Source organism: Paenirhizobium naphthalenivorans (genome assembly GCF_007992095.1).
Taxonomy (GTDB): domain Bacteria; phylum Pseudomonadota; class Alphaproteobacteria; order Rhizobiales; family Rhizobiaceae; genus Allorhizobium; species Allorhizobium naphthalenivorans.
The window spans coordinates 239,743-255,110 of sequence record NZ_BJZP01000005.1 but is presented as its reverse complement, the minus strand read 5'-3'; the positions used below and the strand labels follow the sequence as shown (position 1 = coordinate 255,110).

The window sequence follows — 15,368 nt, the reverse complement described above, 5'->3', positions numbered from 1 at the left end:
CCCCATGCAAGCAAACGAGTCACAATTGCGCATTCTCGAAGTGCTCGAACCAAGCGGCGGCGGCTCAGGCCGTCATTTCATCGACCTATGCCAGGGCCTCAAGGCCCGCGGCCATAGCGTGGTGGCAGTCTATTCGCCGGTGCGGGCCGAGGAGCGCTTCGTGCGCGAGCTTGCCGCACTAAACCTCGGCAATGTCATCGCCCTGCCGATGCTGCGGGCGGTGGGGCCGAAGGACCTTGGCGCGTGGATCACCCTCAGCCGGGTGATCCACGACCAAGGCCCGTTCGATATCATCCATGGCCACAGTTCCAAGGCCGGAGCGCTCACCCGTCTCCGGTTGCCCGGCCCGCATGTCCCGCGCATCTACACACCGCACGCCTTCCGCACGATGGACCCCAACCTCTCATCGAAGGGACGCATCCTCTTCGGCGCCATCGAAGGCTTTCTCGGCCGCTTCCTGACCGACCGGCTGATCTGCGTTTCGCAGAATGAGTATGACCACGCACTCAGCCTCGGCATTCCGGCCCGCAAACTCGAGGTTGTCGTCAACGGGGTTCCGGCTATGCCGACAGGACAGCGCTCGGCGATACGTGACCGCTTCGGCTTGCCGCAAGACGCACTGGTCTTCGGCTTCATCGGCCGGCTCTCCGCCCAGAAGGCTCCGGAACGGCTGATCTCCGCCTTCGCCACCATCGCCCGCGAGATGCCGCAAGCCCACCTGCTGATCATCGGAAGCGGCGAGCTTGAGACCGACGTGCGACAGCAGATCGGTGCGGCCGGCATCGCGGACCGTGTCGTCATCGACGCTGATCTACCGGGAGCGGAAGCGCTACAAGCCTTTGACGCGCTGGTCATGACCAGCCGCTACGAGGCCATGTCCTACGTCATGCTGGAGGCTGCTACGGCCGGACTGCCGCTCATCCTTACCGATGTTGGCGGCACGTCCAACGTGCTGGATCACGAGGTCAACGGGATTGTCGTGCCGAATGCGGATGATACAGCGCCCCTCGCGGCGGCTATGCGGAGGCTCGGAGACGGTCCCACACGAGCGCGCTTCGCGGATGCGGCCAGGCAACGCAGTGGCCGCTACAGCGTGGATACCATGGTCGAGCAGACCCTCGACATCTACCGACGGTCAATAGTCGGCTGAACGAGCGATTGATTTTTCGTGCATATTCGCCATATTCCTTTTCATGATCACAGCAGCACAAGTTCGCGCCGCCCGCGCGCTTCTCGGTCTAACCGTCGACCAGGTCTCGGCGCAAAGCGGCGTGTCCGCCTTTATGATCTTGCAGGTAGAGGGTGAGACATCTGCCACGATCGAACCGGCAGTCATTCTTGCCCTGCGTGCCGGACTGGAGAAAGCAGGGATCAGCTTTGTTGGCGATGGCGACTGCCCGCCCGGCGGCATGGGTGTGAGGCTTGCCGCGCGCCATGACACTGACGACGGTTTGCGGCCGGAAAATCTCAACGCCACCAACGACGGCTGATTGTCTGCGGCAAGGGAACAAAGAAAGTTCTGCCGCGTTATGCGCCTGTGAAATACCGACAGGAGCAACGCATGAATCGGAACAACGGCCTCTACCTCGTCATCGGTGCACTTACCGTCGTGGTCATCGGGCTGGGGATATACGTCTACCGCGAGGAGACGAAACCGCAGGGCGTGGAACTCAGCATCGGTCGTGATGGCGTTTCCATAGAGCAGAAATAAGTTCACGATTCGGCGGCAAGGTAACTTAGCCAGCTTAAGCGGAATGCAACTTTTAAAGAAAGCCTGGGGTCATCCCGGGCTTTCTTTTGTCGTGGCGAGAAAACAGCGCCTCGATCAGCGCAGGGCCATGAAAGTCCGCACCATATGGGCCGGCGCGCTGAGACCGCCCTCCAACATGAAGGGCATGCTGCTGGTCATCGCCGCTGTGCGCCGTGCCGCGATCGGCAGACCATGGGCGAGGCCATCGATCAGGCAGAACTCAACCAACGCCCTGCCCTTTGCGTCATACCAGGTCATTACGGTGTGACCTTTGATCGTCTTCGACGTTCCGGCCGCTTCGTCGAGGCCATAGAGGTCCAGCCATTGCAACAGCGTCGCTCGCGCATTGACGACTGATACGACCTGATCGGCCGTACCATGCCAGATCGACACCAGAGGCCGCTTCTTGATTTCGGGCGTAACGGCACGCACGAGGTCCCCCCATTCGCGGGGCGTGCGATTGACCCCTGACTTCATCACCGACAAGGCCGACATGGCATCGCGCGCGGCGCCGAAAGGAACGCCGGCGACGATCTGGCCGGCGGCGAACAGTTCCGGATAGGTTGCCAACAGCGCCGACGCCATGCCCCCGCCTGCCGACAGGCCCTGGACATAGATCCGCTTGCGATCGACACGATGCCGAACACAGGCGTTTTCGATCATCTGGCGCACAGACATCAGTTCGCCGCGATCACGCGCCACGGCGCTCGGCCGGAACCAGTTGAAACAAAGATTGGGATTGTTCGACTTGCGCTGCTCGGGATAGAGCAGCACGAACCCGTGCTCGCGCGCCAGCGTGCTCCAACCGCTTCCCTTGTCGAAATCCCCCGCCGTCTGCAGACAGCCGTGCAGGACGACGACCAAGGGCGCTCCCACCCGCGCCTTCGGTGGCACATATTCCAGCATGCGCAGATGACCTGGATTGGTCCCAAAGCCCTCCACTTCCCGTAAGCGTGGGCGCAAGACACGCACATTCCTCGGCTTCGCCGGCTCAACAAGCGGAAGGGACGGCACGGTCTTCAAGAGCTTCTTCTGTAGCTTTTTCTGCTGGCCAAGGACGAAGGACCAAGGCATGGGGATCTTGAGGCGCATGAAAAAGGAATTCCTTTTCGATAACTCGAAGTGTCACTCCCCTTGGAGATCCGTCGTTCGCTCCGGCTCCCAACCGACGGACATCTTGCGTATATAGTGCTGCGACGCAGCAATTATAGGGCAGAAAGCGCCAAGACTGAACGAAGCGCCCGGCGGGCGATGTTCCTCTTATTCCGGTGAATTGACTATTTTGCTGGGATATCAAGATTTTAATGGTCGGGGCGGCCGGATTTGAACCGACGACCCCTTGACCCCCAGTCAAGTGCGCTACCGGGCTGCGCTACGCCCCGACCTGCTCGAAAGCCTGTTCCCAATAGTCGCTCCGATCGCAGTGCGCAAGTGGTAAAAAACGAAGGCAGAAAAAAACGCGCGCATTGAGAAATTTTGCAGTGAGCGACGAAACTCCCGCACCGTCAGCCATTCGTCAGCTACGAGCAATTATGATCGACGGATCATGGTGGCTCCCAGTGCTTGAGGGCCCGGCGGACGGCGCCGTGGCAGCCTCGCCCTCGGCGCTTGCTGCGACAAGGCTTGCGTCGGGATGAGGCCGTCGCGTCAAACGTCCCGTCCGATCGCATGAGGCTGAGGCCGGGAGAGGTAGACTGACAATGAATGCAATTGAAACTGCCGGCTCTGTCGCGGCCTATGCGGCGACCAGACCAGCCCAGCCACAAGCACCGACAAAGGCCGGTGCATCCAGCGAGATCTCATCCCCAAGCGTCTCCGTCTCAAGCGCGAGCCAGTCGTTTTCCGGCTACGGCGACCTGATCCTTTCCTCCGCCTCCAAGGGATCGGACATGGCAGCAACTCCGGATGGAGACGAAAGCCCGAGCGGCAGCGAAGTAAACGATGGCGATGCCGATGACGCCACGGCGAACACCCCGTCGTTGTCCTTCAGTGATGCCGGGACCTACAGCTTGAGCGTAGCGGCCTGACGAGACACGTCAAGGCGGGCGGCCCCAAGGGCCGTCCGCTTCATTTGAGTGAGCCAGGCTGTAGCTCTCCTCCCGAAGGCCTAAGATAACGATCAGCGTACCTGGTCGAGCAGGCGCTTGCACTCCAGGAGATCAAAGAGGGCTTCCTGTAACAGGGCACGATCTTCTTTGCCCACCGAACTTCCCTTACCGACCGAGATCTCCGGCATGTCGTCGTCGCCACCGCCGAAGCCGAAGAAGCGACCGCTCGTCTTTGCCTTGGCACGCCCGACAATCTGGTCGTCTTCCGGCGGCCCCAGCGTCGGCTCATCCGTCTTGGCAGCCCCAGCAGCAACCAGCGCTTCCATGGTCGCCACATCGCCGCTGGCAACCGCCATGACGAACTTGTTGCCATTCGTCTTGAGAAGCTTCTGCACGCCCTTGATCGTATAGCCCTGATCATAAAGCAGGTGCCGGATCCCTTTGAGCAACTCCACATCATCGGGGCGATAATAGCGGCGACCGCCGCCGCGTTTCATCGGCTTTATCTGCGGAAAGCGCGTTTCCCAGAAGCGCAAGACGTGCTGTGGCAGATCAAGGTCATCCGCGACCTCGCTGATCGTGCGAAAGGCATCCGGGCTTTTGTCCAACTGCATCTTGCCGCTCCTGCACGGGCATCGTGCGGCATGTGCCGCGACTCGCCGGTTATTTCAACGATTTACAGTCAGGAATTCAAGTGCAACGGCAGGGCGCGCCAAACGGTCCACGGCTTTCGCGGCTCAGGCGGCTGGGTTCTGTGGCTTCTGTTTCGCCTTGCGCTGCAAATGTGAGCGCAAAATCCGCTGTTTGAGCACATTGGACGCCTTGAACGTCATGACCCGACGCGGCGAGATCGGCACTTCTTCGCCGGTCTTGGGATTGCGCCCAATTCGTTCGTTCTTGCTACGGACCTGGAAGGTGGCGAACGACGAAAGCTTGACAATTTCGCCGCGCACGATGGCATTGCAGATCTCATCGATCACCGTTTCGACCAGTTCCGCCGACTCGGTGCGGGAGAGCCCCACCTTGCGAAAGACCGATTCCGCCAAATCCGCTCGCGTCACTGTCTTACCGGCCATGGTTTCCGTCCGCCTAAATCAATGATCTTGTTGAATTGGCCAGAGAGTATTGCCCTTGGGCTTGACGGTCAAGCGCTTGTTAAAAATCCTTTATTTCGCATCCCGCAACTACCAGCGCAGCAGCACCGCGCCCCAGGTGAAACCGCCGCCCATGGCCTCGAGCATGACGAGGTCGCCCTGCTTGATGCGCCCGTCGGCAGCCGCGACCGAAAGGGCGAGAGGAATCGAGGCCGCCGAGGTATTGCCGTGAAGGTCAACCGTGACCACGACCTTTTCCAGCGGAATGCCGAGTTTCTTGGCCGACGCGTCAATGATGCGACGGTTGGCCTGATGCGGCACCAGCCAGTCGATATCGGCTGCGGTGGTGCCGGTCGCGGTAAAGGCCGCCTCGATTACATCGGTGATCATCCCGACCGCATGCTTGAAGACTTCACGACCTTCCATGCGCAAGTGACCGACCGTCCCGGTGGTCGAGGGACCGCCGTCAACAAAGAGCTTGTCCTTGTGCGCACCGTCCGAGCGCAGTTGCGACGTCAGCACACCGCGATCGGTATCGCTACCCTCACACTCCATTGCCTCCAGCACCAGCGCACCAGCGCCATCGCCGAACAGAACGCATGTGGTGCGGTCCGTCCAGTCAAGGATGCGCGAGAAGGTTTCGGCGCCGATTACCAGAACCCGCTTGGCCATGCCGCAGCGGATGTGCAGGTCGGCGGTCGACATCGCGAAAACGAAGCCCGAACAGACCGCCTGCAGATCGAAGGCGAAGCCGTGGTGCATGCCGAGGCGGTTTTGAATATTGACGGCGGTCGCCGGAAATGTGTTGTCAGGCGTGGAAGTCGCGCAGATGATCAAGTCGATGTCGGCAACTGTCAGCCCGGCATTGTCGAGCGCGTTCTGGGCGGCTTCAGCACCGAGCGACGCCGTAGTCTCCCCCTCGCCTGCGACATAACGCTGGCGAATGCCGGTGCGCTGGACAATCCACTCATCGGAGGTATCAACCGTTTCCTCCAATTCGCGATTGGTCACCACCCGCTTCGGGAGCGCTGCCCCGAAACCGCGAACTACAGAACGGATCATTGTCTTCCTTGCCTCGTCGATCATGCAGCTTCCGGTCCCGCCGAGGACGGATGCCGGGCATGATATTTCTTCAGATCATTTTCGATTTTTTGCGTCAGGCCGTTGCGCACCATGTCGTAACCGACATCGATGGCTGCGGCGAAGCCCTCGGCATCGGTCCCGCCGTGGCTCTTGATCACGATACCGTTCAGGCCAAGGAAGACACCACCGTTGACTTTGCGCGGATCCATCTTCTCGCGCAGTTGGTCGAATGCGCCCTTGGCCAACAGATAGCCGATCTTGGCCAGCAGTGTGCGCGACATGGCCGCCCGCAGATATTCGGCAAGCTGCCGAGCCGTGCCTTCTGCCGTCTTCAGCGCGATATTGCCCGTGAAGCCCTCGGTCACGACTACATCCACCGTACCTTTGCCGAGGTCATCGCCTTCGACAAAACCGTAATAGTCGATCGTGTCGAGGCCAGCCTCGCGGAGCATCCGCCCGGCCTCCTTGACCTCTTCCTGCCCCTTGATCTCTTCCACACCAACGTTGAGCAGACCGACGAGTGGCTTTTCCACCTCGAACAGGGCACGCGCCATGGCGCCGCCCATCAAGGCGAAGTCAAGAAGCTGCTGGGCATCGGCGCCGATCGTCGCGCCCACGTCGAGAACGATGCTCTCACCCGAGAGCGTCGGCCAGATGGCGGCGATCGCCGGGCGCTCGATGGTCGCCATCGTGCGCAAACAGAATTTGGACATGGCCATCAGCGCGCCGGTATTGCCGGCAGACACCACAACATCGGCCTGCCCTGTCTTCACCGCCTCGATCGAGCGCCACATGCTGGAGACATACCGACCGCGACGCAGCGCCTGACTTGGCTTCTCGTCCATGCCGACGGCTATGTCGCAGTGATGGAAGACCGATTTTTCCTTCAGCTTCGGATATTGGGCGATAAGCGGAAGGCACCGCTCCTGCTGACCGAACAGCACGAACTGGATGTCTGGATGCCGCTCCAGCGCTTTGGCAGCACCGGGGATGACGACTTCAGGGCCGAAGTCGCCCCCCATGACGTCAAGAGAAATTCTGATCACCTAAGCCTGATCCTTCTGCCGGGCGAAATTTCGGCCAAAATACCGTTTTCACCGTGCCGTACAACCCAATTCGCCGATGCCCTGGCCGCGGTCAGTCCTTTTTCCAGTCCTTCAGCGCGGCAAAAGGGGACGGACGACGATCATCGTCTTCGCCGCTCTCGATATGGCCGGAAAACTCAACTCCGGGCTTCTTCGGATAGGGATCGATATTGAGCGCGGCGAACTCAGCCACGACCGCACCCGCGTCGATCGTATCTCCAACGAAGGTTTCCGGAAGATCCGGCCCTTCCGGATCAAGCACCATTTCACCCGCCTCATCGGTGACGATACGCGCGAGCTTGGAGCCTTCGGGTACGAAAATCTGATCGATCTCCTGCGAGATCTGTCCGACCACAGGCTCGAGCGTTACCACGCATGCCTGCACGATTTCACCGTCGACCCGTCCTTTGATGCGGATGCCGTCCCTCTTCCACCGGTTGATCTGCAGATCGGCGGAAAGCCGGTTGACTGCCTCCACCTGCCACAGCTCGGCGAGCGCAGCGCATTCGCGCTCATCCGCTTCGACATGGACCTGGACCGGATTGGCCGACACGTGGCCGACCTTTACCAGATAGGAAAAAGCCGGACCACCGACATTATTTTTACGCGAACTCATTCTAGAGCGAACCTCCGGGAGGGGCGATACGGACATTGCCGGTTACGACGACCTCCTCGTCAACGGCGCTGAGCTTGCGCTCGGCGTCCACCATCCATCCGGCGAGACCTTCCATCTCTGGCGCTTCCTCACCCGTTTCCGGATATATATTGCGCCGCAGGGCGGACGCCAACAGCACGCGATCATCTTTATCAAGCGCCACCGAATAGGATTCCAGCCGACCATAAAACATCCCGGCCAGTTTTTTCATGCGCTTCGGCACGCCCTGATCACCGATCCCCAGCTCACGGATGGAGTGGTCGACGTCCTCGAAGAAGGCATCGACGATCTCCTGCGCGATCTCCTGACCGCTTCGCGCCGATTGCCGGGTCCGTCGGAAGTAGAGGATCAGCACGAGCGACAGCATTTCGAAACGGCCCATGACCGTGTCAGGAACGGCGAGTTCGGCGTAGAACACGGGCGTACGGGCCGCAGCAGTCAAGGCCGCATACTGGCGCTCGACGATAATCCGATTATGTTTTTTTTGCCGGAAGAATCCGAATAGCATTCATTTTACCAAAAAGAACCCAAGGAACAGGCTCGCCCGCTCCGGGTCGTGTTGCATGATTGCGAAAGCTGGTTTACCGAAGCAGACGTGAATTGCAATGCCGTTTTGCCGCCCGGTCCGAACCTCCGGGCCGTCGCCGGTGAGTTTCCGACCCGCCCGAGAGAAGGGTGATGCGGTCGAAGCTCCGTCCCCGGAAACGCCACAATGGTATGCGCATCAGGTTGGTGGCCGCGCCCTCCGGGCGGTCGATTAGAGTCATTGGAGACGTGTCGTTGGAAATGCGGTATCTCGGATCGAACAGAAAAGTTCTCGGCTGCACGGCCCTCGCCCTCGCCCTTTCGGTCGCCAGTCTTTCCGGCTGCACCACGTCCGAAGTGTTCCATAACGGCTATGTGGTCGATAAGGACGCGCTTGAGCTCGTGCCAGTCGGCTCCAGCCGTGAACAGGTATTGCTGTCGCTCGGCACGCCCTCTACCACGGCCACGTTCGACGGCGAGGTCTTCTACTATATTTCCCAGACACGGACGCGTTCGGTCGCCTTCATGAAACAGAAGCTGGTCGAACAGCAGGTCCTGGCGATCTATTTCGACAAGCAGGGCGTGGTTGCGCAGCGCGCCAACTACACGATGAAGGACGGCAAGGTCTTCGACATGATCTCGCGCACGACCCCGACGGGCGGCAAGGATCTGACCTTCCTGCAGCAGATCCTGTCCGGTGGCGGCGGCGCGGCCAACAGCATCAAGAACATGCTCGGCGGCTGACCGCCGCTCCGGAAGCCCCAGTCGGGCTTCCTATCCTTCAAAAGCAAAACCGCGGAAGTCGCCTTCCGCGGTTTTCTTTTTTGCGTTCTCCGCGGCTCCAACCGCTACCCGGCGAGAACGGCAAGCAGCAGCAAGGCAACAATGTTGGTGATCTTGATCGCCGGATTGACCGCCGGTCCCGCCGTATCCTTGTAAGGGTCGCCAACCGTATCGCCAGTGACTGAGGCCTTGTGCGCTTCAGAGCCCTTGAGATGCTTGACGCCATCCTTGTCGATGAAGCCATCCTCGAAGCTCTTCTTGGCATTGTCCCAGGCACCGCCGCCGGAGGTCATCGAGATCGCCACGAACAGGCCATTGACGATAACGCCGAGCAGAGAGGCGCCAAGCGCGGCAAAGGCCGAGGCCTTGGAGCCAGAGATCAGCAGCACACCGAAATAGACGACCAGCGGGGCGAGCACCGGCAGCAGCGAGGGAATGATCATCTCCCGGATCGCAGCCTTGGTCAGCATGTCGACCGCGCGGCCGTAATCCGGCTTGACCGTGCCGAGCATGATGCCCGGGTTTTCCCGGAATTGGCGGCGAACCTCTTCAACGATCGAGCCAGCCGCACGTCCCACCGCAGTCATGGCGATGCCGCCGAACAGATAGGGGATAAGCCCCCCGAAGATCAGGCCGGCGACAACATAGGGGTTGGAGAGGCTGAACGAAATATCGCCCATGTTCGCGAAGTATGGATACGTCTCGCCATTGGCGGCAAAATAGGCGAGATCGTTCGAATAAGCCGCGAACAGCACTAGGGCGCCGAGACCAGCGGAGCCAATCGCATACCCCTTGGTCACGGCCTTGGTCGTGTTGCCGACCGCATCGAGCGCATCGGTCGACTTGCGAACCTCCGGTGGCAGACCGGCCATTTCCGCAATACCGCCGGCATTGTCGGTGACAGGTCCGAAGGCGTCGAGTGCGACGATCATGCCGGCCAAGCCAAGCATGGTTGTCACGGCGATCGCCGTGCCGAACAAACCGGCCAGCTGATAAGTGGAGATGATGCCGCCGACGATGACGATCGCCGGGAGCGCCGTGGATTCCAGCGAGACGGCAAGCCCCTGGATGACATTGGTGCCATGGCCGGTGACCGAAGCCTGGGCGATCGAGATGACCGGCCGCTTATTGCTGCCGGTGTAGTATTCGGTGATGACAACGATCAGTGCGGTGACCACAAGGCCGAGAATGCCACAGATGAACAGGTTCCAGCCGGTGATGTCCATGCCTGCGACATTGCCGATCGAACCCCAACCGATGGTCAGCGAGGTCGCGGCTCCGAGGCCGAGGATCGAAAGCCCTCCGGTGACGATCAGGCCCTTGTAGAGGGCGCCCATGATCGAGCCGTTCGTGCCGAGCTTGACGAAGAAGGTGCCGATGATCGAGGTGATGATGCACGCCGCGCAAATGGCGAGCGGATAGATCATCGCGACGTCCAGAACAGCGGAACCGGCAAAGAAGATTGCGGCGAGCACCATGGTAGCGACGACCGAGACCGCATAGGTCTCGAACAGATCGGCGGCCATGCCGGCGCAGTCGCCGACATTGTCGCCGACATTGTCGGCAATGGTCGCCGGGTTGCGCGGATCATCCTCCGGAATGCCGGCCTCGACCTTGCCGACGAGGTCACCGCCGACGTCCGCCCCCTTGGTGAAGATGCCGCCGCCGAGACGGGCGAAGATCGAGATCAGCGAAGCGCCGAAGCCGAGCGAGACAAGCGCATCAATCACTTCGCGCGAACCGCCCTCATGACCCAGCACAACTGTCAGGACATAGAAATAGACTGACACCCCCAGAAGGGCGAGACCGGCCACCAGCATGCCGGTAATCGCGCCGGACTTGAAGGCGATGTCCAGGCCGGCGGCAAGGCTCTGGGACGAAGCCTGGGCCGTGCGGACATTGGCGCGAACCGAGACGTGCATGCCGATGAAGCCGGCGGCGCCGGACAGGACCGCGCCGATCAGGAAGCCGATAGCAGCGGTGACGGACAACAATAGCCAGGCAGCGATGAACACAACGACGCCGACAAGGGCAATGGTGAGGTATTGGCGCGCGAGATAGGCTTGGGCACCTTCACGAATATAACCGGCAATTTCTTGCATGCGGGCATTGCCCTGATCGGCGGCCAGAACCGAGCGCGTCGCCCAGACCGCATAAGCCACCGAAAGCAAACCGCAGAATATGACGCCTAAAAGCACTGTCATTCGCAATACCTCCCGTATTGCCCGCGCCTCACTTCCCGCGGGCGGTGACGTCCGGTCTGGCCCCTCCTCCAGAGGTCTCCGGACTTGCGGTGAGATTGCGTTGCGGTTTCCTTAACGTCAACCCCCGGTGGGGTCACAGCCCGCGGCGATCAGACGCGACCATTGCGGGCGGCGGCGCGCATTTGCAGGACTACCAGGATCAGACAGACGATGGCCACGGGCCATATGACGAGGTTCATCACCGACCAGCCGAAAGCGGAGAAGACCTTGCCGGACGAGAAGGACGACAGCGCCACGGTGCCGAACAGCACAATGTCGTGGAAGCCCTGGACCTTGTCTGCCTCTTGCGGGCGGTAGCTTGAGGCGACGATCGCCGTCGCCCCGATAAAGCCGAAGTTCCAGCCGATGCCAAGCAGGACGAGGGCAAGCCAGAAGTTCCACAAATCAACGCCCATATGGGCGACGATCGCGCAGCCCATCAGGATGATCAAGCCTGTTGCGACAACCTTCTCCGTACCGAAGCGGGAGATCAGCATGCCGGTGAAGAAGCTTGGCGCGAACATGGCGATGACGTGCCACTGGATGCCGAGCGTGGCAAGATCAGAGGAGAAACCGCAGCCGACGACCATGGCAAGCGGCGCGCCCGTCATCATGAAGGTCATCAGGGCGTAGGAGCTAATGCCGCATATCATGCCGGTGATGAAGCGCTGCGTCACCACGATTTCGCGCAGCGGCCGTGCCGGTTCGCCGCCAGCTGCCTTGGACGAGGTATCGGGCAGCCTGAGGAAGGCGAGCACGACGATGGCAAGAAGCATAAGCGGAACCAGGCCCATGAAGGCGCCGGCGAAGGTTACCGGCGCCATCCAATCCTTGAGCCAGATCGCCAGCTGCGGACCGACGATGGCCGAAACGATGCCGCCGGCGAGGATCCAGGAAATCGCCTTGCCCTTGAAGAAGGTCGGCGAGGCATCGGCGGCGGCGAAACGAATCTTCTGGGTAAAGCCGCCTGAGAGACCGATCAACAGAAGACCAAAAGCAAACAGCCAGAACTCGGAGCGGAACAGCGCCAGCGCCGCAACACTTCCGCCGATCGCGCCCATCAGCGCACCGACCATGAAGCTCTCGCGACGGCCAAGGAAACGCGATGCCGCCGCGACCACGATGGCACCCAGTGCCACACCGACATTGAAACCGGTAAGCGGTGCGGTCGCCAGCGACTTGTCGGCGCCGAGCAGTTGAAATCCGGCCAGGCCGCCGACCGAAAAACTCAAGGGAGCCGCCGACCCGAGGATCGACTGCGCGACAGTGAGGATCGACACGTTGCGCTTGGCAGCGCGCAGCTGGCCGTCCAACCCTTGCGACTCGTGAGCGGCCATGTCCTGTTCCTTGAGATTACTTCTTGGCGGGGCTGCGGACCTGCTTGGCGATCCGGTCGAGCACGGCGTTGACGAGCTTCGGCTCCTCGTCCTCGAAGAAGGCGCGGGCGATCTCGACATATTCCGTGACGATGACCGGAACGGGCACATCCTTGCGCTCGAGCAGTTCAAACGTGCCGGCGCGCAGAATGGCCCGCACCGTGCTGTCGATGCGCGACAGCGCCCAATCGTCCTGCAGTACGCCGGCGATCATCGGGTCGATCGCCTTCTGATCGCGAACGACGCCGGCAACAATCGAGCGAAACCACGAGGCGTCCGCCTTCAAATAGGTCTCGCCGTCGACTTCCTGCCCGAGGCGATGGGTCTCGTATTCGCTGACCACTTCCAGCACACCAGTGCCGCCAATATCCATCTGATAAAGCGCCTGCACCGCAGCGAGACGCGCCGCGCCGCGCTGATTGGCGGTCTTGATCGGCTGTTTGTCTTCCGTCGACATGTTCGTTCAGTTACCCAGTTTCTTCTTGAGCGCGATCATCGCCAATGCGGCGCGAGCCGCAAAACCGCCCTTGTCCTTGTCCGAACGCTGCGCGCGCGCCCAGGCCTGCGCCTCGTTTTCGACAGTCAGAATGCCATTGCCGATCGCGAGCGATTCGGAAACGGCGAGATCCATCAGCGCGCGGCAGGATTCGTTCGAGACAATTTCGAAATGATAGGTTTCGCCACGGATCACCATGCCGAGTGCGACGAAACCGTCATACTCGACGCCTTCCTCGTCGGCAGCGTCGAGCGCCATCGAGATGGCCGGCGGAATTTCCAGCGCACCGGGAACGGTGACGATGTCGTAGGTGGCCCCCGCTTCATCGAGAGCCGTCTTGGCCCCGTCCAACAGGGCATCGGCCATGTCGTCATAGAAGCGTGCCTCAACGATCAGGAGATGCGGTGCAGATTTCTTCTTCGACATGATCGGAACCCCGGTTTTCAGGAGAATACGGCGCAAAGCCGGACAGACGGCGGTCAAACCACGGCGCACCGGGCTTGGCAAGTGTTTTTCCGCATATCCGCCTATTGGCACTTCCAGCCGGGCAAATTCGCGCACGCCGGCCGACCATAGCAACGGATACGGCTGAGACAGCAGCCGGACCTTTTCCGTCAGTCCTTACGTACCCGCTCGAAAATATCGAGGCGGTCGGATCCCAGGTGCTGAGAGCGCAAGGGGCGGAAAGTTTGCGGAATGGTTTCGCGAGTCACGGGCGAGGCTATGCCATCAGGGCCCACCGAGACGTCACCCTGATAGAGGTCGATCTCATCGACCAGATCGGCCGCGAGGAAATCTGCTGCGACGCGCGCACCTCCCTCGACGAGCAGGGAGGAAATCCCGCGACTGGCCAAGCCCAGCAATAGGCAATCAAGATCCGGGGCTTCGAGCACCTCAACACCCATAGCCTCGAGCGCGGCCTTGCGCGCGGCGCGATTGTCTGGCCCAGCCGCTTCGGAAACCCTGTCTTCCGGGACTGGCGCTAACGCACCGCATACGACAATCACCGGGACCTCCCGCGCCGTCCTGGCAAGCTTTGAACCGATCGGCAGCTCGAGGCGCCGGTCGAGGACGATGCGGATCGGCGACCGATCCTCCAGCCCCTCAAGACGCACCGTCAGTTCTGGATCATCGACCATTGCAGTGCCAACACCGACAAGGATCGCATCCGTCACTGACCTCAGAAGCTGCACCTGGTTGCGGGCCATTGGGCCGGTGATCGCAACCTGCCCCTCTCCCCTTCGACCGATCATGCCATCGGCAGAAACGGCAAGTTTCAGAATCACATACGGCCGGCCCTTCGTCTGACGCGTAAGGTAGCCAGCAAGTGCGCACCGGCCCTCCTCCTCCAGCACGCTGCTCGTCACCTCGATCCCGGCGTCGCGCAGGATTTTCAGCCCCCGGCCGGATACGCGCTCATCTGGATCGGTCACGGCAACAACAACACGGGCGATCCCCGCCGCTACCAGTGCATTGGCGCAAGGCGGGGTTTTGCCGTGATGGGAACAGGGCTCGAGGGTGACATAAGCCGTTGCCCCCCTCGCCGCTTCCCCCGCATCGTTCAGCGCCAGCGCTTCGGCATGTGGCCGCCCGCCCTTGGCAGTCACGCCGCGACCGACGACCACTCCGTCCTTGACAATCAAACAGCCGACGGAAGGATTGGTGGAGGTTTGTCCCAGATGCTTCAGCGACAGTTCGATGGCAGCAGCCATGAAGCGCGCATCGTCTGCCGCCCCCGACATGGCCTATTCCATGCCGCTATCGCGAGAGATCTTGGCGTTGATCTCGGCGATAACGTTCTCAAAATCCTCTGCATGGGAGAAGTCTCGATAGACGGAAGCGTAGCGGACGAAGCCGACATCATCGAGACTCTTCAATGCCTCAAGCACCTGCAGGCCGATTGCCTCGGAGGAGATTTCCGACTCACCCGAGCTTTCCAAACGTCGGACTATGCCGGAGACGGCACGCTCAATGCGTTCGCTGTCCACCGGGCGCTTTCTGAGCGCGATCTGGAACGAGCGCACCAGCTTGTTGCGGTCAAACAGGACCTTACGTCCGGTCTTCTTGACGACCATGAGCTCACGCAGCTGCACGCGTTCGAACGTGGTGAAACGCCCTCCGCAATCCGGGCAAATTCGCCGCCGGCGGATGGAGGTATTATCCTCCGCCGGACGCGAATCCTTGACCTGGGTGTCTTCCGAACCGCAGAACGGGCAGCGCATGCGCTTTC

At 61.1% G+C, this 15,368-nt stretch carries 18 protein-coding genes and 1 tRNA gene; 5 read left to right on the top strand and 14 right to left on the bottom strand.

Annotated features, from left to right (window positions below; genetic code table 11):
* Window positions 1-4 precede the first annotated feature (4 nt).
* From RNA01_RS07750 to RNA01_RS23660, 3 genes are all read left to right on the top strand, one after another.
* The gene (locus RNA01_RS07750) at window positions 5-1,150 is read left to right on the top strand and encodes a glycosyltransferase family 4 protein (protein WP_147179388.1); all 1,146 of its coding nucleotides are present in this window, start codon (window positions 5-7) and stop codon (window positions 1,148-1,150) included.
* 43 nt (window positions 1,151-1,193) lie between these two features.
* Entirely contained in the window at window positions 1,194-1,490 is a 297-nt protein-coding gene (locus tag RNA01_RS07745) for a hypothetical protein (protein WP_147179387.1), read from the top strand.
* A gap of 71 nt (window positions 1,491-1,561) precedes the next feature.
* Entirely contained in the window at window positions 1,562-1,711 is a 150-nt protein-coding gene (locus RNA01_RS23660; RefSeq protein WP_170253392.1) for a hypothetical protein, read from the top strand.
* 114 nt (window positions 1,712-1,825) lie between these two features.
* Here RNA01_RS23660 and RNA01_RS07740 read toward each other — a convergent pair whose 3' ends face one another.
* Both RNA01_RS07740 and RNA01_RS07735 read right to left on the bottom strand, forming a co-directional pair.
* The gene (locus RNA01_RS07740) at window positions 1,826-2,842 is read right to left on the bottom strand and encodes an extracellular catalytic domain type 1 short-chain-length polyhydroxyalkanoate depolymerase (protein ID WP_147179386.1); all 1,017 of its coding nucleotides are present in this window, start codon (window positions 2,840-2,842) and stop codon (window positions 1,826-1,828) included.
* A 213-nt stretch (window positions 2,843-3,055) separates the two neighbouring features.
* Window positions 3,056-3,132 (bottom strand) — tRNA-Pro (locus RNA01_RS07735).
* A gap of 318 nt (window positions 3,133-3,450) precedes the next feature.
* Between RNA01_RS07735 and RNA01_RS07730 the strand changes: the two genes are divergently transcribed.
* On the top strand, window positions 3,451-3,777 hold the full coding sequence (locus RNA01_RS07730; RefSeq protein ID WP_147179385.1) for a hypothetical protein: 327 nt from the start codon (window positions 3,451-3,453) through the stop codon (window positions 3,775-3,777).
* A 92-nt stretch (window positions 3,778-3,869) separates the two neighbouring features.
* On the opposite strand, the gene RNA01_RS07725 is transcribed toward RNA01_RS07730, so the two are convergent.
* From RNA01_RS07725 to RNA01_RS07700, 6 genes are all read right to left on the bottom strand, one after another.
* On the bottom strand, window positions 3,870-4,406 hold the full coding sequence (locus RNA01_RS07725; RefSeq protein ID WP_147179425.1) for a MerR family transcriptional regulator: 537 nt from the start codon (window positions 4,404-4,406) through the stop codon (window positions 3,870-3,872).
* A gap of 129 nt (window positions 4,407-4,535) precedes the next feature.
* Complete coding sequence (locus RNA01_RS07720; RefSeq protein WP_147179384.1) at window positions 4,536-4,874, bottom strand: integration host factor subunit alpha; 339 nt, start codon at window positions 4,872-4,874, stop codon at window positions 4,536-4,538.
* Window positions 4,875-4,982: 108 nt separating this feature from the next.
* The gene (locus tag RNA01_RS07715; protein ID WP_147179383.1) at window positions 4,983-5,954 is read right to left on the bottom strand and encodes a beta-ketoacyl-ACP synthase III; all 972 of its coding nucleotides are present in this window, start codon (window positions 5,952-5,954) and stop codon (window positions 4,983-4,985) included.
* A gap of 20 nt (window positions 5,955-5,974) precedes the next feature.
* Window positions 5,975-7,021 (bottom strand): phosphate acyltransferase PlsX, encoded by a 1,047-nt coding sequence (plsX, locus tag RNA01_RS07710; RefSeq protein WP_147179382.1) that lies wholly within the window; start codon window positions 7,019-7,021, stop codon window positions 5,975-5,977.
* A 91-nt stretch (window positions 7,022-7,112) separates the two neighbouring features.
* On the bottom strand, window positions 7,113-7,676 hold the full coding sequence (locus tag RNA01_RS07705) for a YceD family protein (protein ID WP_147179381.1): 564 nt from the start codon (window positions 7,674-7,676) through the stop codon (window positions 7,113-7,115).
* A 1-nt stretch (window position 7,677) separates the two neighbouring features.
* Window positions 7,678-8,223: a ubiquinol-cytochrome C chaperone family protein gene (locus tag RNA01_RS07700; protein WP_147179380.1), complete on the bottom strand. Its 546-nt coding sequence runs from the start codon at window positions 8,221-8,223 to the stop codon at window positions 7,678-7,680.
* A 266-nt stretch (window positions 8,224-8,489) separates the two neighbouring features.
* On the opposite strand from RNA01_RS07700, the gene RNA01_RS07695 reads away from it, so the two are divergent.
* Complete coding sequence (locus tag RNA01_RS07695; protein ID WP_147179379.1) at window positions 8,490-8,984, top strand: outer membrane protein assembly factor BamE; 495 nt, start codon at window positions 8,490-8,492, stop codon at window positions 8,982-8,984.
* A gap of 104 nt (window positions 8,985-9,088) precedes the next feature.
* Here RNA01_RS07695 and RNA01_RS07690 read toward each other — a convergent pair whose 3' ends face one another.
* From RNA01_RS07690 to nrdR, 6 genes are all read right to left on the bottom strand, one after another.
* Window positions 9,089-11,227 (bottom strand): sodium-translocating pyrophosphatase, encoded by a 2,139-nt coding sequence (locus RNA01_RS07690; protein WP_147179378.1) that lies wholly within the window; start codon window positions 11,225-11,227, stop codon window positions 9,089-9,091.
* 149 nt (window positions 11,228-11,376) lie between these two features.
* Window positions 11,377-12,603: an MFS transporter gene (locus RNA01_RS07685; protein WP_147179377.1), complete on the bottom strand. Its 1,227-nt coding sequence runs from the start codon at window positions 12,601-12,603 to the stop codon at window positions 11,377-11,379.
* A 16-nt stretch (window positions 12,604-12,619) separates the two neighbouring features.
* Entirely contained in the window at window positions 12,620-13,099 is a 480-nt protein-coding gene (nusB, locus tag RNA01_RS07680; protein WP_147179376.1) for a transcription antitermination factor NusB, read from the bottom strand.
* 6 nt (window positions 13,100-13,105) lie between these two features.
* On the bottom strand, window positions 13,106-13,564 hold the full coding sequence (gene ribH, locus RNA01_RS07675) for a 6,7-dimethyl-8-ribityllumazine synthase (protein ID WP_147179375.1): 459 nt from the start codon (window positions 13,562-13,564) through the stop codon (window positions 13,106-13,108).
* A gap of 188 nt (window positions 13,565-13,752) precedes the next feature.
* A complete protein-coding gene (gene ribD, locus RNA01_RS07670) occupies window positions 13,753-14,880 on the bottom strand; it encodes a bifunctional diaminohydroxyphosphoribosylaminopyrimidine deaminase/5-amino-6-(5-phosphoribosylamino)uracil reductase RibD (RefSeq protein WP_147179374.1) in 1,128 nt (375 codons plus the stop codon).
* Between the two features lie 3 nt (window positions 14,881-14,883).
* A complete protein-coding gene (gene nrdR / locus RNA01_RS07665) occupies window positions 14,884-15,360 on the bottom strand; it encodes a transcriptional regulator NrdR (protein ID WP_147179373.1) in 477 nt (158 codons plus the stop codon).
* Window positions 15,361-15,368 lie beyond the last annotated feature (8 nt).

Excerpts from the sequence above, each read along its gene's own strand:
- RNA01_RS07750 (WP_147179388.1), top strand. The coding sequence starts at position 5 with ATGCAAGCAAACGAGTCACAATTGCGCATTCTCGAAGTGCTCGAACCA.
- RNA01_RS07745 (WP_147179387.1), top strand. The coding sequence starts at position 1,194 with ATGATCACAGCAGCACAAGTTCGCGCCGCCCGCGCGCTTCTCGGTCTA.
- RNA01_RS23660 (WP_170253392.1), top strand. The coding sequence starts at position 1,562 with ATGAATCGGAACAACGGCCTCTACCTCGTCATCGGTGCACTTACCGTC.
- RNA01_RS07740 (WP_147179386.1), bottom strand. The coding sequence starts at position 2,842 with ATGCGCCTCAAGATCCCCATGCCTTGGTCCTTCGTCCTTGGCCAGCAG.
- RNA01_RS07730 (WP_147179385.1), top strand. The coding sequence starts at position 3,451 with ATGAATGCAATTGAAACTGCCGGCTCTGTCGCGGCCTATGCGGCGACC.
- RNA01_RS07720 (WP_147179384.1), bottom strand. The coding sequence starts at position 4,874 with ATGGCCGGTAAGACAGTGACGCGAGCGGATTTGGCGGAATCGGTCTTT.
- RNA01_RS07715 (WP_147179383.1), bottom strand. The coding sequence starts at position 5,954 with ATGATCCGTTCTGTAGTTCGCGGTTTCGGGGCAGCGCTCCCGAAGCGG.
- RNA01_RS07705 (WP_147179381.1), bottom strand. The coding sequence starts at position 7,676 with ATGAGTTCGCGTAAAAATAATGTCGGTGGTCCGGCTTTTTCCTATCTG.
- RNA01_RS07700 (WP_147179380.1), bottom strand. The coding sequence starts at position 8,223 with ATGCTATTCGGATTCTTCCGGCAAAAAAAACATAATCGGATTATCGTC.
- RNA01_RS07690 (WP_147179378.1), bottom strand. The coding sequence starts at position 11,227 with ATGACAGTGCTTTTAGGCGTCATATTCTGCGGTTTGCTTTCGGTGGCT.
- RNA01_RS07685 (WP_147179377.1), bottom strand. The coding sequence starts at position 12,603 with ATGGCCGCTCACGAGTCGCAAGGGTTGGACGGCCAGCTGCGCGCTGCC.
- nusB (WP_147179376.1), bottom strand. The coding sequence starts at position 13,099 with ATGTCGACGGAAGACAAACAGCCGATCAAGACCGCCAATCAGCGCGGC.
- ribH (WP_147179375.1), bottom strand. The coding sequence starts at position 13,564 with ATGTCGAAGAAGAAATCTGCACCGCATCTCCTGATCGTTGAGGCACGC.
- ribD (WP_147179374.1), bottom strand. The coding sequence starts at position 14,880 with ATGTCGGGGGCGGCAGACGATGCGCGCTTCATGGCTGCTGCCATCGAA.
- nrdR (WP_147179373.1), bottom strand. The coding sequence starts at position 15,360 with ATGCGCTGCCCGTTCTGCGGTTCGGAAGACACCCAGGTCAAGGATTCG.